The sequence below is a fragment of the Lunatimonas lonarensis genome (genome assembly GCF_000390185.1).
GTDB lineage: Bacteria > Bacteroidota > Bacteroidia > Cytophagales > Cyclobacteriaceae > Lunatimonas > Lunatimonas lonarensis.
Genome location: NZ_AQHR01000101.1, coordinates 24102 through 40460, shown reverse-complemented (window position 1 = coordinate 40460; position 16359 = coordinate 24102). Strand labels below are relative to the sequence as shown.

17 protein-coding genes are annotated in these 16359 nt (G+C 46.3%); all 17 read right to left on the bottom strand.

What is annotated here, in order from left to right:
- A partial coding sequence (locus tag ADIS_RS17620) for a DUF4221 family protein (RefSeq protein WP_035806748.1) occupies positions 1 to 641 on the bottom strand: 641 nt, incomplete at its 3' end.
- A 50-nt stretch (positions 642 to 691) separates the two neighbouring features.
- Positions 692 to 1837, bottom strand: a complete 1146-nt coding sequence (locus ADIS_RS17615) for a DUF4221 family protein (RefSeq protein ID WP_010856019.1) — start codon at positions 1835 to 1837, stop codon at positions 692 to 694.
- Between the two features lie 221 nt (positions 1838 to 2058).
- Positions 2059 to 2841, bottom strand: coding sequence for a copper resistance protein NlpE N-terminal domain-containing protein (locus ADIS_RS23175; RefSeq protein ID WP_010856018.1), 783 nt, complete (start codon positions 2839 to 2841; stop codon positions 2059 to 2061).
- An 87-nt stretch (positions 2842 to 2928) separates the two neighbouring features.
- Entirely contained in the window at positions 2929 to 4203 is a 1275-nt protein-coding gene (gene rodA / locus ADIS_RS17605; RefSeq protein WP_010856017.1) for a rod shape-determining protein RodA, read from the bottom strand.
- Between the two features lie 3 nt (positions 4204 to 4206).
- On the bottom strand, positions 4207 to 6009 hold the full coding sequence (mrdA, locus tag ADIS_RS17600) for a penicillin-binding protein 2 (RefSeq protein ID WP_010856016.1): 1803 nt from the start codon (positions 6007 to 6009) through the stop codon (positions 4207 to 4209).
- The gene (locus ADIS_RS17595) at positions 6009 to 6530 is read right to left on the bottom strand and encodes a hypothetical protein (protein ID WP_010856015.1); all 522 of its coding nucleotides are present in this window, start codon (positions 6528 to 6530) and stop codon (positions 6009 to 6011) included. Before ADIS_RS17595 ends, mrdA begins: the two co-directional genes overlap by 1 nt.
- Positions 6520 to 7359 (bottom strand): rod shape-determining protein MreC, encoded by an 840-nt coding sequence (gene mreC, locus ADIS_RS17590; protein ID WP_010856014.1) that lies wholly within the window; start codon positions 7357 to 7359, stop codon positions 6520 to 6522. Before mreC ends, ADIS_RS17595 begins: the two co-directional genes overlap by 11 nt.
- 7 nt (positions 7360 to 7366) lie before the next feature.
- On the bottom strand, positions 7367 to 8395 hold the full coding sequence (locus ADIS_RS17585) for a rod shape-determining protein (RefSeq protein ID WP_010856013.1): 1029 nt from the start codon (positions 8393 to 8395) through the stop codon (positions 7367 to 7369).
- Between the two features lie 198 nt (positions 8396 to 8593).
- Positions 8594 to 10120, bottom strand: a complete 1527-nt coding sequence (purH, locus tag ADIS_RS17580) for a bifunctional phosphoribosylaminoimidazolecarboxamide formyltransferase/IMP cyclohydrolase (RefSeq protein WP_010856012.1) — start codon at positions 10118 to 10120, stop codon at positions 8594 to 8596.
- Positions 10121 to 10190: 70 nt separating this feature from the next.
- Positions 10191 to 10748 (bottom strand): phosphoribosylglycinamide formyltransferase, encoded by a 558-nt coding sequence (gene purN, locus ADIS_RS17575; protein WP_010856011.1) that lies wholly within the window; start codon positions 10746 to 10748, stop codon positions 10191 to 10193.
- Positions 10749 to 10842: 94 nt separating this feature from the next.
- Complete coding sequence (locus ADIS_RS17570; RefSeq protein WP_035806743.1) at positions 10843 to 11715, bottom strand: geranylgeranylglycerol-phosphate geranylgeranyltransferase; 873 nt, start codon at positions 11713 to 11715, stop codon at positions 10843 to 10845.
- A gap of 98 nt (positions 11716 to 11813) precedes the next feature.
- Positions 11814 to 12779 (bottom strand): bestrophin family protein, encoded by a 966-nt coding sequence (locus ADIS_RS17565; RefSeq protein WP_035806766.1) that lies wholly within the window; start codon positions 12777 to 12779, stop codon positions 11814 to 11816.
- A gap of 105 nt (positions 12780 to 12884) precedes the next feature.
- Entirely contained in the window at positions 12885 to 13607 is a 723-nt protein-coding gene (locus ADIS_RS17560) for a tRNA1(Val) (adenine(37)-N6)-methyltransferase (RefSeq protein ID WP_035806741.1), read from the bottom strand.
- Positions 13608 to 13609: 2 nt separating this feature from the next.
- The gene (gene rnhA, locus ADIS_RS17555) at positions 13610 to 14077 is read right to left on the bottom strand and encodes a ribonuclease HI (protein WP_010856006.1); all 468 of its coding nucleotides are present in this window, start codon (positions 14075 to 14077) and stop codon (positions 13610 to 13612) included.
- Positions 14078 to 14134: 57 nt separating this feature from the next.
- Positions 14135 to 14713 (bottom strand): MarC family protein, encoded by a 579-nt coding sequence (locus tag ADIS_RS17550; protein ID WP_010856005.1) that lies wholly within the window; start codon positions 14711 to 14713, stop codon positions 14135 to 14137.
- A gap of 63 nt (positions 14714 to 14776) precedes the next feature.
- Positions 14777 to 15844, bottom strand: coding sequence for an aminotransferase class V-fold PLP-dependent enzyme (locus ADIS_RS17545; RefSeq protein WP_010856004.1), 1068 nt, complete (start codon positions 15842 to 15844; stop codon positions 14777 to 14779).
- 10 nt (positions 15845 to 15854) lie between these two features.
- Entirely contained in the window at positions 15855 to 16280 is a 426-nt protein-coding gene (aroQ, locus tag ADIS_RS17540; RefSeq protein ID WP_035806763.1) for a type II 3-dehydroquinate dehydratase, read from the bottom strand.
- Positions 16281 to 16359 lie beyond the last annotated feature (79 nt).

The following is a 16359-nucleotide window of genomic DNA, read 5'->3' as shown; positions in this document are numbered from 1 at the left end:
ACCGCAGGTTTTTGGCTATCTTTAAAATTAGTCGGACGCCAATACATTTTTTCTAAAAGAGACAGCGGGATTTTCTGAACGGAATCTTCCTTCATATCCCAACGCACAAGTAATAGCTCTTTATTCTCTAGATCAGAGACAAACCCCATAACTACCCATTCCGCCCCGGGTACTAAGAGCGGAGATTGGGCATTTTCAAAAATCCCCTGTTGTTGCGACTTGCCTACCTCGCCTAAGTTTATACCTGCAATCTTTTTACCGATTCGGTTAAAAATGCCAAGCGTACCATAGCTAACAAGCAGCAGGCTGTCCTCTCCTACAACCCGAAAATCCCATAAATAATCTCCAACTCCGTCCGGACCTTCTCTGTTGTATTGGATTTTTGAATTTATTTGGAGCCTTTCTAGATCGATGCATTCCATCGAAAATGCCTTATGGTCAAAATTGTACAAGTATCTTTTGTCACTACTCAATCTGGATGGGTACAAACCACTATTTAGGAATAGAATTTCTTCACCCGGATCAATCATTACGGTATCCAACGTGTAGGATAGACTCGTCGGAAGCTGGCTGTTTCCTTTTTCTGTTTCTGAACAGCCTATTAGTAATCCACAAAAACAAATGACTATAAACTCCTTCATGAATCTCACCCTAGGCTATGGTTTTGAAATTAGATGACATAGATCCAGGGTTATACCCCCGAAATCGACAATGTCACAAATCCCATCTCATCTTCAATGTTTTCAAACACCCAGAGTTTCCCATCTTTTACAAAATGAAATGGAGGGCGGGTACTTATCATCGGCATAAAAGACTCTGCTATCATATTCAAATCTTTATCATATACGGTAAGGTATACCTTGGCTCCACTTGCTCGGGGGATAGGACTATTCTCGGGCTGCTCCACTGAATCATCAAAGACCGAGTTAAAGGAAAACCTATAAAAAACCTCATTAATCTCGTCCCAGCGAGGTGGCATAAATGCAATCTCCTCCTGCATCCTTCGAAACACGGGAGCAAGGTCCTCTATACCGCCAACCGTTGTCGGATAAGTCCCGGTCTTTTCCGCTGCCGTGAGCTCACTGTGGTAGGTATGCGCTTCAAAAGAATCTGACTCTGGACTATACACATACATGTCGCTGGATATCTCCGAACATACTATCGCTTTTCCTCCCTCCTTTACCAAATACGACTGCACACCGAATGACCCCCCATCACCTATCTCAATCTGAAACTTCTTCGTTTTTTCAAACAGCGGTATTTCATAGCGCTTGGCTGAATTTGACGTCAAATTAACATGAACAGCAGTTGTGACTTTTTCTCTATACCGATTCGCTAAGCCCAAAAAGGATTCCAGACCGTCATCCATGCGGACAAGAGAATAAAAGTTCTCTTCCTCAGATACCTTATTCTCATCGTCCCCTATCTTCGTAAAATCAAACTGACGGAGTTTCTTTGCTTCCCAGTCCAACACATTGTCCTGTCGGTAGCACCTGAAGAGAAGCCTTTCTTCGTCAAGGGGGAGTATACCCATAAAGTACTGTCCTACGCCATTTGGTCCCTCCTTGGAAACCTCAATTTTCCGCACAAAGGCAAGGCTTTCTAAGTCTATTTTTTCCATGGAAAACTCGGTGTGATTGAAATTATAAAGATATTTTTTGTCGGTACTAAGGACCGCTCCATACAATCCTGCATTTAAAAACAAAATCTCCTGTCCCGGATTTACCATTACCGTATCTATCTCGACGTCAAATCGGAGCGCTTCGTCTCCACCTCCTTGCTTCCCCCCACATCCAACAAAAACAACTAAGGTTAAAAGAAAAACTACCTGTTTCATAAAGTATACGGTTTATTGAGACTAAAAATTTAGGGATTTTTACCGAATATAAAAACCAATACAGGTCAAAAAATGAAAAATTTAACTTTGTTTAACCCTAGAAGCCCCGACGCAGAACAACAATTTTTCGCAACCTTGAGATTGCCCCTATACCGCACGGGTAATCAACCTCTCGGTTGGGTATGCCTTCTACCTATGTACTACATCGGTAGAAGACCTGCTTAGCTGCCTACTTCAAACCGTAATAATGGTGCCATTCTGGCCTTATTCAAGGAGAGCACGTCGCCTCCTTCATTGAGCGAGTAATTATCTGCAGTTTCCAACGCTTCAAAAAAGCGGTCTTCTATCTCCTGCACTTCCTGACAAAGCTTTTGGGTACGGCCAATCCCTGAAAGCTGAATCCTCCAACCCTCCCGTAGTTCATAGGTTCCAAAAAACTGATTGCACCCACCAAAACCATGGACTCGGTTACTACCTGGCTCGAACTGGATAAAAATGGCTTCATTGTCTGGCAGATCCTTGCCCATCACCTGCTTCAATATCCACTTTCTCCCGAGCAGCGGGTCTGCGGCCGTTTGTTCACCTTTTCTCAGCACATAGTTATCGGCTAGCGCACCTGTAATACGATTACCTTCCATGTCCAGCTGAAACAGCTGGTTTTCGCCTACCAGGTACCTATTGGGACCCTGTTCTATGCCGTCCAACGTGATGATGTTTCCAAGCTCATTCCATGAGAAGCGTCCTTCCGTGAGGTACGCTTTGGGGTCTTTGCCAACGTAGGTTCTTTTCAGTGTGTAGGCTTCTTCCTTCGTCAATTCCAACACCGTAAGAATCCCCTCACAATCTGCACAGGGTACCATCCCGGAGTAGGTTCCGTCCCAATCCAGGGCATTTCGGCTCGTATCGCCTATTGGCAGTGTCTGCTGCATCATGGTGGCCTTCTGCTGGCAGGCGGCGACGGCCCACAGCATCAAAAAGCCCAATCCAAAAACCGTCTTTGTCATCGTTAGTAAAATTTAGTTACCCTATGTGTTTGGGTATACTCGCGGGGCGAAGAAAAGTTATGAATTTTTATCCTAATTTAAGAAATCTTAAGATAATCTACCCAAAATCTGAATGCGATGCGAATCAAGCTTCAAAAAGATAAACAGCAATATGGTGAATGACCAGAGCGAAGAACCTCCATAACTCAAGAACGGCAAGGGAATGCCCACCACCGGAAACAACCCAATGGTCATGGCAATATTGATTGCAAAGTGGAAGAAAAGAATGGAAATGACACAATAGCCATAAACACGGGAAAAGCGGGTCTTTTGTCGCTCTGCCAGAAACACGAGGCGAACCAGCAGCCCCACAAAAAGGGCTATTACAACCAAACTGCCTATCCATCCGAATTCCTCTCCCAGTGTACAAAAAATAAAATCGGTATGCTGCTCTGGCACAAAATCAAACTTGGTCTGCGTACCCTCCAGGTATCCTTTGCCCGAAAAACCGCCCGACCCTATGGCTATTTTTGACTGGGTCACATTCCAGCCTACCCCCAATGGATCTATATCCGGATCAAAAAGAACCATTATACGGTTTTGTTGGTGCTCCGGCAATTTGGCGACCACGTAATCGATGCTGTACGTATAAGCCGCAAAGACGAGGGCAAGCAGCAACGAGGAAACCAACCGCTGCCAGTTTTTTTTTCCCAACAAGAAGAAGAGCGCGAATGCAGCGACAATTCCTGCGGCGAGGTAGAGGTTGTTTTCCACAACAATCGAAGCAAGCGTGACAATGATCAACGTGATTGCCAGTACATAGTATCGCTGCGGCATCCCTTCTCTGTAGAGCATGATCAAAAAAGCACTGTAGACCATCGCCGTGCCTGTGTCAGGCTGAAGCATTATCAGCGCAACGGGCAGGCCCATAATGGCAATTGCCCGGATCTGGTGACGAACCTGGGTAAGATCAAACGTGTTGGCTTCCATGAATTTGGCCAGTGCTAGTGCCGTTGCAAACTTGGCAAATTCAGCGGGCTGCAGTCTAAATGCCCCAATTTCAAACCAAGCCCGCTGCCCGTTGATCTCCTTCCCTATAAACGGTGTCAACACCAGGATGACCACAAAAATGGCATACAGGATCAGGCTTAAGTTTTCAAACAACCGGTAATCCGCCACCAAAATCAGGGTGATCAGTACCACAGCGGTTCCAATCCAAACCAACTGCTTCCCGGAGTTGATCGAAAAGTCGAAAATACTTTTCACTTGCTGTTCATCGTAGACGGCGGCATAAATATTAAACCAACCAACCATGACCAATAGGGCATAAAGCCCAACGGTGGGCCAATCAAGCTTCTTCAGTAATTGTTCGTTGTCTCTCACGTCTCAATAGATAAACTTTCCCTCCAGCACGTATTGTTCCAATGCGGGTCGGGTAATATGGCCGCGAAGGTATTTTTCGATCATGAGACTTGCCGTACTGGCTGCGGCCCTTCCTCCCCAGCCTGCGTTTTCCACATACACGGCGATGGCAATCTTAGGATCTTCTTTGGGCGCAAAGGCGATAAACACCGAGTGGTCCTCACCACTGGGGTTTTGGGCGGTACCTGTCTTTCCTGCGATGGCAATGTCCTGCACGATGGCCCGGGCGGCCGTTCCTGAAAGTGCTTCCTTCATGGCATCCTGAATGAGATCAAAATACCGCTCATCTACCCCTGTATACTGCTTTTCCCTGAATTTAGCGGGTATCTGAGTACTATCCCCATCGACCGCCTTGATGAAATGGGGTATATAATAGTAGCCTTTGTTGGCAAAGATTGCGGCCAAATTGGCCATTTGCAAGGGAGTAACCAACATCTCACCCTGCCCAATAGAAAGGGAATAAATCGTCGAATACTTCCACCTGCCGTCACCGTACACTCGATTATACAGCTGACTGGAGGGTATGGAGCCACCTTTTTCCCCATTGATATCCACGCCAAGGCGGTCACCCAACCCGAATTTCAGCACGGCTTCCCGCCATTTATCCAAGCCTATCTGCGTATCCCGAAAGGTATTTGAAGATACCTCCCGGTTTATCATCAACCGAAAAGCCTGATGATAGTAAGGATTGCAGGAGTTACGGATTGCTCCAAACAAATTGACAGGACTGGGATGGTTATGACAAGCCACTAGAGACCGATTGCAGGAGAAGGTGGTGTTTGGCGACAAAATACCTTCCTGTAAGCCTACCAGTGATTGGACGATCTTAAAAATAGAGCCCGGCGGATACATCGCCATTACCGGGCGATTAAACAAGGGCTTGTTGCCATCCTGATTGAGCTTAGAGTAATTCTCACCAAACTTTGACCCTGTAAGAATATTGGGGTCGTAGGAAGGTGCCGATATCAAAGACAGTATTTCTCCCGACTTAGGCTCCAGGGCGACTACCGATCCCCGTTTGCCCGCCATCAGCATCTCTCCATACTGTTGTAGGTCCAAATCAATGGTACTTTGCAGGTTTTTGCCCGGAATGGACAGGGTATCCAGTTCACCATCTTTAAAGGGGCCTTTGTCTACACCCCTTACGTTGACCATCCGGTATTTCACTCCCTTCCTGCCCCGTAGCTCTGGTTCATAGTAGGCTTCCAGCCCACTCAAGCCTACATAGTCTCCCTGCCGGTAGTATTTTGTAGCGTCTCGCTCCAGCTGACCGGCACTGATCTCGCCTATATATCCCAACGCATTGGCCGCACTGGGCTGAGGATAAGACCTAACCGACCTGCTCATCACAAATACACCGCGATAGTCAATGAGGTAATCCTGAATCCTTGCAAAATCCTCTATGGATATCTGCCGAATAAGTGGCGATGGTTTCACCCACGAGTAGGACTTGGCCGCTTGGAGGTTTTCGACCAGCACTTCTTTTGATATATTGAAAAAAGTACAAAATTGGATCGTATCCTTAACCGAAAACTCCTTAGGTATGACCATTAGGTCAAAGATGGGGTTGTTATATACCAACAGACGATTATTTCTATCGTAAACCAATCCCCGATAAGGATGATCGACGATTCGCTGAATGGCATTTCTTTCGGCCTTCCGTATATAGGAATCGTCTGTAACCTGGATTAGAAACAGTTTTGTTAGCAGCACAATCCCTACCAGAAAGATTACGCCACCTATTACAAAGGGTCTATAGTTATTCATCAAATCCCCCTCTTACGCTGATAGAACAACAATTGGACAATCAGCCCCAATATAAAGGTAAAAAACGTACTGCTCAACACCTTCGTAAAAAGTACCGAAAAGGAAGCTGTTCCAGCCATGTCAATGTAAAAAAAAGCTAGGTGATGCAGTAAAATCAATGGAAGTGAATAAGCAACAAACCAAATCGGCCCCAGATTCATTAGGGTAGGCAGCACGTTATCCTCGTAGCCGCCTCTTGGCGTATTCGCTTTTACCCAAGAGGCCCTAACAAACGTGATCAATACCGTGGTGGCGGCATGCATGCCCGTTGTATCATAAAATGCATCCACTGACAATCCGAAGAAAAAACCGACCAGCATGATCGACATGGTCTTGACTTCTAGGGGAAGCAACAACAGTGCGAAAACATAGAGAAAGCAGAAGGCATCGCCAAACAAAACGATGTCTTTCAGCACGAAGACCTGCACCAAAAAGTACAGGAAAAGAGAAAATAGGGCCCGAACCATGCTGCTACCGGTCATCTGATGGATTGGTTTGTTGGCGAAGCAGGGAGTCAAGCTCCTCTCTCATCGTATTTTCTACCAGATACACGTAGGACAACCTTGAAAAGTCAGTGGTGAAATCCAGTGAAATATCCAGGTAGTTGGTCTCGGCCCCTGAGCCTACCGATGTGATCACACCGATAGGGATCCCTTCCGGAAAGGTGGCATTGAACCCGGAGGTAACCACTGTATCACCTACCTCTACCTCTACATGCCGGGGCACGTACAATAGCTTTGCCCGCTGTGAATTGACACCATCCCAATTGGTACTCCCAAACACGCCCGAACGCTTTATTTTGGACGACACCAACAAATCGGTATGAAGCAGTGAGATAATGGTAGAAAAATGCGCTGAAACCCCATTGACCCTTCCTATAACCCCCTGCTCATTGAATACCCCCATGCCAACCCGAAGCCCGTGGGTACGTCCCTTATTTATGGTAATGTAATTTTGGCTCAGATGGAGTGAATTGTTGATCACCTTGGCCGACCAAAAATCAAAACTATGGGCAAAGGCAGAATCCAAGGCAAACACCGTCGTATCTTGGGAAGGCATAAAATGTTCCAGCTTTTTAAGTAGCCTGGCGTTCTTTTCAGATAAGGCCTCGTTGGTGGCGTTCAAATAGAAATATTCCAAAAAGCTGCTTTTGGTATCTAACAAGGTACCTGTAATCCTACTTGAGCTGCTAAGAAAGGCTGCTTCCTGCCTAGAGTGGTTGTTTACGATGAGCCAAATGGCAACAAACTCCAGAAATAGGAACAGAATGAATGCCCGAAGGCTGTATAGAAATAGAAATATTCTTCGCATGCATTCATTAGGACATCAGTACGGTTCGATAGGAGTTTAGGTTTTTTAACGCCTTACCCGTGCCTCGTACCACCGCCCTTAGGGGATCCTCCGCGATGTGGATGGGAAGTTTAGTTTTTTGGTGAAGCCTTTTGTCCAGCCCTTTGAGCAATGCTCCGCCACCGGTCAGGTGAATCCCGTTGTCGTAAATATCCGCCGAAAGCTCAGGTGGCGCAATCTCCAACGCCTTCAAAACCGCCTCTTCAATCTTGGATACAGACTTGTCCAATGCAAAGGCAATTTCGGAATAGGAAACCTTGATTACCTTGGGAATACCGGTCATAAGGTCCCGCCCCCGTATTTCGTAATCCTCCGGTGCATCGTCCAGCTCGGTGAGAGCCGATCCAATGGCTATTTTTACCTTTTCGGCAGAACGCTCACCAATCAAAAGGTTATGCTGCCGCCTCATATAATCCAGGATGTCCTTGGTAAAGGTGTCACCGGCTACCCGTATGGACTGGTCAGCCACTATCCCCGAGAGGGCGATCAGGGCAATCTCTGTAGTTCCCCCACCGATATCCACGATCATGGATCCTACCGGCTTTTCTATATCGATATCTATCCCTATAGCAGCTGCAATCGGCTCGAATATCATGTAAACTTCCTTCGCTCCAGCGTGCTCGGCAGAGTCCCGGACAGCCCGCTTTTCCACCTCTGTGATACCCGAGGGAATGCAGATCACCATGCGATGAGACTGTGGAAACAGGCCCTTTTTGTGTCCGGGGATCATTTTGATCATACCCCGGATCATTTGCTCCGCCGCATAAAAATCCGCGATCACCCCATCTTTCAATGGGCGGATCGTCTTAATGTTTTCATGGGTCTTTTCGTGCATGTTCATGGCTTCTGTGCCCACGGCCAGCACCCGGTTGTTGGTCTTGTCGATAGCAATGATGGACGGCTCGTCCACCACAATCTTTTCTTTATGGATGATCAGCGTATTGGCAGTTCCTAAATCTATGGCTATATCACTGGAGAAAAAGTCAAATAATCCCATCTTGTCAGTTTCTAAGTATTCGGTTAGTTTAATGCGATAAAGTTAGTATTATTCGTTTCTATATAACGCAAAAAAGGACAAAATTATGCCCTCGTCCCCAGTCCTACTTTGATCGGTTGGGGTATATCCGAAGCAAGGCACTTGACAGCCTCAAACACCTTGCTCCGAGGATTCTCTTTTTTGGATAACCAGTATTAATCAGTGTTTGAAGTGACGCACGCCTGTCATGACCATGCTCATTCCATGCGCGTCGCAGTAGTCTATGCTGTCCTGGTCTTTGATTGAACCACCTGGCTGAACAACAGCGGTAATGCCGGCTTGACCCGCTATTTCCACGCAGTCTGGAAAGGGAAAGAAGGCATCAGACGCCATCACAGCACCATGAAGATCAAAGCCAAAAGAGCTGGCCTTCTCTATAGCTTGCTTTAGCGCATCTACTCGCGAGGTCTGTCCTACCCCACTGGCAAAAAGCTGCCGCTGATTGCTGAGTACAATCGTGTTTGACTTGGTGTGCTTACATACCTTCAACGCAAATGCCAGTGCGTCCATCTCCATATCAGAAGGCTCTTTTTTGGTCACTACCCTGAAATCCGATTTGCCCTCAGTACGCAGGTCACGATCCTGCACGACGTAGCCATTCAGTAAGGTTTTGACCTGATCGGTACCGGAAAGCCGAATTTTCTGGCGCAGGAGTATCCTATTTTTCTTGGCCTTCAGTAGTTCCAAGGCGTCCTCTGTATATTCAGGAGCAATCAATACCTCGAAAAACAGACCCTTCATAGCTTCGGCTGCTGCGACATCCACGGGCTGATTGGTCACGAGCACTCCCCCAAAAGCGGAAACTGTATCTGCGGCAAACGCCATTTCGTATGCTTCCGCCACCGTATTGGCAACGGCAACCCCACAGGCATTGGTGTGCTTCAGGATCGCAAATGCCGTCTCCCCTTCAAACTCTTCGATCAAAGAAACAGCGGCATCAACGTCCACCAGGTTATTGAATGACAGTTCCTTGCCGTTCAGCTGATCGAATAGCTCGCTCAGTTTGCCAAAAAACGCCGCCTTTTGGTGTGGATTCTCACCATAGCGAAGCGGAATGGCATGGGTCTCACTGATTTTCAATGCAGGGAGTGCCTCCTCTCGATTGAAATAGTTAAAAATCTGGGCATCATAATGAGAGGAGACATTGAATGCCTGTGCAGCGAGGAACCTTCTATCCTTTAGTGCGGTACCCCCTTCATTGGATTCCAGCATGCGCTGAAGATCGGGATATTGATTTTTGGAAGCAACAATCGCTACGTCTTTGAAATTCTTGGCCGCAGCGCGGATCAGGGAGATACCACCTATGTCAATTTTTTCGATTACCTCTGCCTCGGCAGCACCCGACGCAACCGTCTCCTCAAAAGGGTATAGGTCCACAATAACCAAATCTATCGCTGGAATCCCATACTCGGTAGCCTGCGCCAAATCACCGTCCAAATCCCGACGGTGGAGTATGCCACCAAAGACCTTGGGATGGAGGGTTTTTACACGTCCGCCAAATATAGAAGGATAGCCCGTAAGTTCCTCCACTGGAATTACAGAAGCACCCTGTTCCTCGATAAACTGCTGTGTTCCGCCGGTCGAGTAGATGCTTACCCCATGCTGCTTTAACAAAGCAATGATAGGTTCAAGATTATCTTTGTAAAATACCGAAATAAGAGCGGATTGAATTTTTTTGACGGCCATGGCAGGGTAATTATGGATTAATTTTGCGCAAGTTTTGCATTAAGACCGCAAAGGTAGGGAAATCAGTTTATTAAATCAGGCTTTCAATGACTTTTGGATAGTATTTATATTCGAGCTCATGCACCTTTTGGGCTATTTGCTCTGGAGTATCGTCCTCTGTGATGACTACCTTCTCCTGCAAGATAATTTCCCCCTCATCATAGTGTTCGTTAACCCAATGGATGGTAATTCCGGTCTCCTTTTCGCCTGCTTCTTTCACCGCGCAATGCACATGCATACCATACATCCCTTTGCCACCATATTTGGGCAATAATGCGGGATGGATATTGACGATCGCCTTTGGAAATACATTGATAAGGTCTTCTGGTACCTTCATCATAAAACCGGCCAGTACGATTAGGTCTATGCCTTTGATCAAAAGAAACGCTTTAACTGAGCCATTTTCCAATTCCTTCTTTGAAAAAGTGAAAGATTGTATCTGATGGGACTTGGCCCTTTCCAACACATAGGCACCTTCGTTGTTGGAACCAATGAGAACAACTTTGGCAGTAGGCACGGATTTGAAATATTCAATTATGGCTTCCGCATTGGTGCCGTTTCCGGAGGCTAGAATGGCTATTTTTTTCAAAATCAGTAGGGATTAGAATTGGTAAGGTAAAAGTACGGAAAATGTTAAAAAATCAATTTAATGACAAGCGTTTTCGAGCGTATCCGCATAGAACTTAGATAAATACCATGCTTAGGGCACCAATCAACATCAAAAGTTTGGCATACTGACTCAGTCGGGAGAAATGTACCTTTCTATCGGCGTGGTATATACGGAACAAAAAGAAGGCAAAGAATATCCCCAAAAACCCAAAGTAAAGAAAAAGACCGGAATCGCCGATCCGAAAGGTGACAAACAGTAAGAGAATGACAAAAATCAGGGCAATGGCAAAAATCACGTTTTTGGTTTGCCTAAAACCTAGCACAATGGGCAGTGTCCGGCATCCATGCTTTCTGTCTCCATTTCGATCTTCAATATCCTTAATGATCTCTCGCATTAGGTTTATGAAAAACGCAAAAACGGCATAGGCAAAGATAATCGGCTCTGCCCTTTGGTAATAATATCCGACAATCCAAACGGACAAAGCCGTCAAACCGGCCACCGTGACATTGCCAATAAATGGAAGACGCTTTAGGGAGTTACTGTAGAGCCAAAGCAGGAAGGCTGCCAAGAACGTGACCACGCCCACTCTCGGGGAAACCCACGCTCCGATTGATATCCCTACAAAGTTCATAAATGTATGCAGCGTCATTACCATCCTGCGCTTCATCCCCCTTCCTACCACTACTTCGTGTGGACGGTTTACGTAGTCGATTTTTACGTCATAATAATCATTGATCATGTAGCCGGATGCAGTCAGGATGACCGTGGAGATCACCAAAAGATACAGGTTTACATCCTGTAAAACAGGCAATCCCATCGGTGTTTGCCCCACTAAGAATTGCGCCGTCATCAACTGCACAAAAGCAACCATCAGAAGGTTGTTTGGCCGGATGATTTTGAAAAAGCCTCCAAACGTAAATATAGGGGAGCCGGTCGTCTGAGTCATTACGCAAATGTATAATAAATGGATGGATATCAGACTACACCTTCATTTCCTGCACGCGCTATTGCTCCTATTGCTATAATTTCACCAATGGAAAGGTCTTAGAGAACCACACCTCTCTCCGGACTGTATTTTTTCGGAAAATTGTCCTTTGATTCCTTCAGCTGTTCCCGCAGATTGGTTTCGATGGTAAGGCTTAGGGCAGTCAGGGGCGTATCCTCCAGTTTGTTTTCAAACGGATCCTCCGTCCGCTCCCCGATCATGTCCAAAGCCAAAAAAACAAAAGATACGACAACCGAGATGGGAATAGCCATCCAGCCAAGGTCTGCGACGAATACCATCGGCAAAAGGGTACAGTGGATAGCTACAAACACACGGGAAAAAAAGGTATACTGCCGGGGCAAAGGTGTGTTTTTGATCCGTTCGCTCATCCCTTGAATATCATTGAAATCCACCAGCGTCTCTTCCAGCTTAATCAGACGGTAGTCTGACAGCCATCCCCTTCTGAAGGCTTCGGCCAGGTCTTCCCCCTGCAACTGTAACAAAAAATTGGGAGGGTTATCTTTGGAAACGAACTGTCTATACTCCTCGGGACCCAAAAAAGGCCTCGCATCCCTATATGTATTCTCTTCCTCCACAAGCTCGTTTACCGGTAGTTTATTATAGGATAGCTTTTCCCTCAAAAAAACCCTGAGCGCATTGACGAAGGCTATATGCCGATAGACCATCCTCTTCTGAAGTTCTCGTACGCTATGGTCGTCCTCGCCCTCCAACGTAGTGATCAACGTAGTTACCTGACGGGTCCATGCGCGGCTATAATTCACCATCAAACCCCAAATCTTTCTCGCCTCCCACCAGCGGTCGTAGGCGTGGTTATTTTTAAATCCCAAAAAAATAGCCAAGGCTGTACCAAGTGCCGCAATTGTATAGGAGGGAATGTTGAATTCAATTGTATCCACATACTCATTCAAAAGCACTATACCTGTAGACAGCAGGATATAATACAAAATCTGTACCCACGTATAATGGAGGATATGGATAAAACGGAGATTCCTTCTTACAATCATGAAAAAAACAAGGTGTATGCAGTTAAATATAGGGGGAAATGCCCAAATAAAAAAAACCAAACCTCTGCGTAGAGGCACAAACCGACAATAGGAGGCGGCCTTCGTTCAAAAATTTAACAGGAATCCACCCAATAATTGCCTGTAGGCATCTGAATAGCTTCCGTCAGCTTCCTTGATAAAAAGTGTGCTTTCCACGGGGGGATCGATCGGGCTGCGGTTAGAAAAACCCCGAATTACCCTCAACAGTGGCTTATCCGCACGGTCATACACCTCCATCATTGCTATCCCGAAAAACCCAGCACTCCCGGCTACCCGTTCAAAATCCGCCATTTGCCTTGGTGGCAGAATAACCCAACCCACACCGCCCTTTGCGAGCATACGAAATGCGCCCACTGCCAGCTCCTCAAATGAAAGTGCCCCCTGATGCAACGCATGATTCCGGCCGGTATCTGCCGAAAGAAGGTGGTTAGAATAATAGGGCGGATTACTTACTACCATATCAAATTGCCCCGCACCAGCCAGATCAAACTCCCGAAAGTCACCGTTGCAAACGGAAATTCTATCAGCCCATGAACTTGACTCAACGTTCTCCTTTGCTTGCCCGGCTGCACCCCGATCAATCTCTACCGCCACTACCCGTGCTTTCGGGTATCTCTGTGCGAACATCAGCGCCAATACGCCTGTGCCCGTTCCCACGTCCAAAATCCGCCTCACTGGTTGGGTGCTGCCGGCAATTGCCCCCAAGATCACGGCATCGGTACTGACCTTCATTGCGCATCGATCCTGAAGAACCATAAACTCTTTAAACCTAAAGAAAGAATTACCCATAATCAAAAAAGCCCCTTTCCCTGAAGGTCTTCGTATCCTTTGTCCACCTGTAGATCCAATGCTTCGGCTGCTGCCACGGCCAACTGATCACAACGTTCGTTTTCCTTGTTGCCTGCATGGCCCTTTACCCAGCGGTAGGTAGGTTTGTACTTCAGGTGTAAGGGAATGTAGCGTTTCCATAGGTCCACATTTTTTTTATCCTTAAACCCCTTCTTTTGCCAATTCCATAACCACCCCTTTTCAATTGCGTCCACCACGTACTTACTGTCGGAAAAAATCGTCACCGGGATGCCCGCTACCTTCAACTCTTCCAGGCCTTTTATAACAGCAAGCAGTTCCATCCGGTTATTGGTCGTAAGGCGAAAACCCTCAGCAAGTTCTTTTCGATGGCTTTTGTAGAGGAGCACCACCCCATAGCCCCCATTCCCAGGATTTCCTTTGGCCGCTCCGTCTGTATAGATTACGATCATACTACAAAAATAGTCAAAAATAACCGGACGCGTTGACCGCTCTTAGTCTAGCTGTTATCAGGCTGCCGGAAAAACATTGGTTTTGAAGATCTTGATCGCAATGGACAACAAGATGATACCGAAAATTCTCCTAAGTACATCCAATCCCGTATGCCCGAGCTTTCGTTCCAGCCAATTGGTACTTTTCAGTACGATGTAAATGATTACGAGGTTGAGAACTATCCCCACAGCGATGTTTGCCTGGGAGTATTCCGATTTAAGTGTCAAAATGGTCGTGAGGGTACCGGCACCTGCAATCAGTGGAAAAGCTATCGGCACAATGGAGGTGCTCGTCGCACTTGCACTGGGATCAGGCTTGAAAATCTCAATGCCAAGGATCATCTCAGCTCCCAATGCGAAAATGATCAAGGCACCGGCGATTGCGAAATCCTCTACACCTATGCCAAACAAATTCAAAATGGACTTGCCAAGCAAGAGAAACAACACCATCAACACACCTGCTGCAATGGTGGCCTTTTCGGATTGAATATGCCCCACCTTCTTTCGCAGATTGATGATAATGGGTGTCGAGCCAAGAATATCAATAACCGAAAAAAGGATCAGCGTAACGGAAAGAATCTCTTTGAAGTTAAACATATCGTCAGAACCTAAGGCAAACAACCAAACAACCCTTACGGATATCCGATCGATGCCATATATCTATGCACCGTACGAACCAAGAAAGTCCATCAGCATTTCAAACTCAGGATCGGTAATGGCCGGAAAGTTTGCAATGCGAAAACTGGTCGGTTTCAATGGGCCATACCCACCTCCCAGGGTCATTCCGTTAGCTTCGGCCGCCTTCTTGATATCTTTGATAAACTGCTCTTCCCCTGAGACACCCAATACAGTTCTACTTCTCGTAGCAGGATTGGATACCAAAAAATCCAACCTAGGAGATTTTTCCACCAATGTCTCCAGCCGTTGCATCCGCGTCTCGGTTCTTTGCTGGATCACGTGAATGGATTCCATATCTGTCAGCACCCTGTTTAACAAGTAAATCCCCAAGACGTTTGGTGTGTAGTGAGTCTGAAAGTTATCCGCATTTTCCAACATAAAACTCAGGCTATTGTAGCGGCCTTTTTCACCTTTTTCGTTCACTTTAGCGATAGCAGCCGGGGAAAGGACTAATAGCCCCAATCCAGCAGGCAATCCAAAGCATTTTTGAACGGAGGCATACCAAATATCTGCCAACTGAAAATCAAGGAAAACACCGGCCATCGAAGAGGTGGTGTCCACGGCAATCATTTTGTCAGGAAACTTTTTCCCCAGCTTTGCTACTATGCCATTACTTACTTGAGTCGCATTGGAAGTTTCGTTTTGTGTCACGGCGATAAGGTCCGCCTCTTCTTCGATCAATAGGTCTTCCACGGAAAGTTCCACGTTCTTGTCCAAGACAAACGCTTTACTCGCTGGTTGGATGTGCTGGGCAAACCCAAACCACTTTTTCCCAAACGACCCAGAATAAATATGAAATGAGTGATTCAAAACCACAGACTGGGTAATGATCTCCCAATTCTCCGTTGCACTGGATGTAAACAAAAGCCTGTAATCCGCGGGAACAGCCAGTTTTTCTTTGAATACACGCTCTGTGTCCCTATACAGATCCATAAAAACTGCGCTTCGATGATTGGCACTTAAAATCCCCTGCTCGAATGCATCCTGGAAGTAGCCTCCAAGCTTATCGTATACTTTAGATGGTCCTGGCGCAAATGTAAGGTTTGCCATATATGACTGATTACTTATTTTTTGTTAGAAAATATTGGATTCCCAAATCATACCCATCCAATCCAAGCCCGGCAATCATACCAACACATTCCTTCGAAATGATGCTCTTATGCCTGAATTCCTCCCGTTTGTAAATGTTGGAAATGTGGACCTCCAGCACAGGAGTGGTAACACCTGCTATTGCATCAGAAATGGCCACCGAAGTGTGTGTATAGGCGCCTGCATTCAACAAAATACCGTCGTAGGTAAACCCGACCTCATGGATCTTCGATACGATCTCCCCCTCCACATTGTGCTGAAAGTAGGCCAGTTCCAAATGGGGGTACTTCTTTACCAATGTGTCAAAAAAACCCTCAAAGGTCTGGTTTCCATAGATTTCGGGCTCCCTTTTTCCCAAAAGGTTCAGGTTGGGGCCATTGATAATGATTAGTTTCAAGGCAGTATAATTTGGCGTTCCGTAACAGGATGCAAAGGTACACATAAGATGTAGAAGCAGAGAAGCTTTGGATTTCTTT

Bases quoted from the DNA above. Each gene is read 5' to 3' on its own strand.
- ADIS_RS17615 (WP_010856019.1), bottom strand. From the start codon at position 1,837: ATGAAACAGGTAGTTTTTCTTTTAACCTTAGTTGTTTTTGTTGGATGT.
- ADIS_RS23175 (WP_010856018.1), bottom strand. From the start codon at position 2,841: ATGACAAAGACGGTTTTTGGATTGGGCTTTTTGATGCTGTGGGCCGTC.
- mrdA (WP_010856016.1), bottom strand. From the start codon at position 6,009: ATGAATAACTATAGACCCTTTGTAATAGGTGGCGTAATCTTTCTGGTA.
- ADIS_RS17595 (WP_010856015.1), bottom strand. From the start codon at position 6,530: ATGACCGGTAGCAGCATGGTTCGGGCCCTATTTTCTCTTTTCCTGTAC.
- mreC (WP_010856014.1), bottom strand. From the start codon at position 7,359: ATGCGAAGAATATTTCTATTTCTATACAGCCTTCGGGCATTCATTCTG.
- ADIS_RS17585 (WP_010856013.1), bottom strand. From the start codon at position 8,395: ATGGGATTATTTGACTTTTTCTCCAGTGATATAGCCATAGATTTAGGA.
- purH (WP_010856012.1), bottom strand. From the start codon at position 10,120: ATGGCCGTCAAAAAAATTCAATCCGCTCTTATTTCGGTATTTTACAAA.
- ADIS_RS17570 (WP_035806743.1), bottom strand. From the start codon at position 11,715: ATGACTCAGACGACCGGCTCCCCTATATTTACGTTTGGAGGCTTTTTC.
- ADIS_RS17565 (WP_035806766.1), bottom strand. From the start codon at position 12,779: ATGATTGTAAGAAGGAATCTCCGTTTTATCCATATCCTCCATTATACG.
- ADIS_RS17560 (WP_035806741.1), bottom strand. From the start codon at position 13,607: ATGGGTAATTCTTTCTTTAGGTTTAAAGAGTTTATGGTTCTTCAGGAT.
- rnhA (WP_010856006.1), bottom strand. From the start codon at position 14,077: ATGATCGTAATCTATACAGACGGAGCGGCCAAAGGAAATCCTGGGAAT.
- ADIS_RS17550 (WP_010856005.1), bottom strand. From the start codon at position 14,713: ATGTTTAACTTCAAAGAGATTCTTTCCGTTACGCTGATCCTTTTTTCG.
- ADIS_RS17545 (WP_010856004.1), bottom strand. From the start codon at position 15,844: ATGGCAAACCTTACATTTGCGCCAGGACCATCTAAAGTATACGATAAG.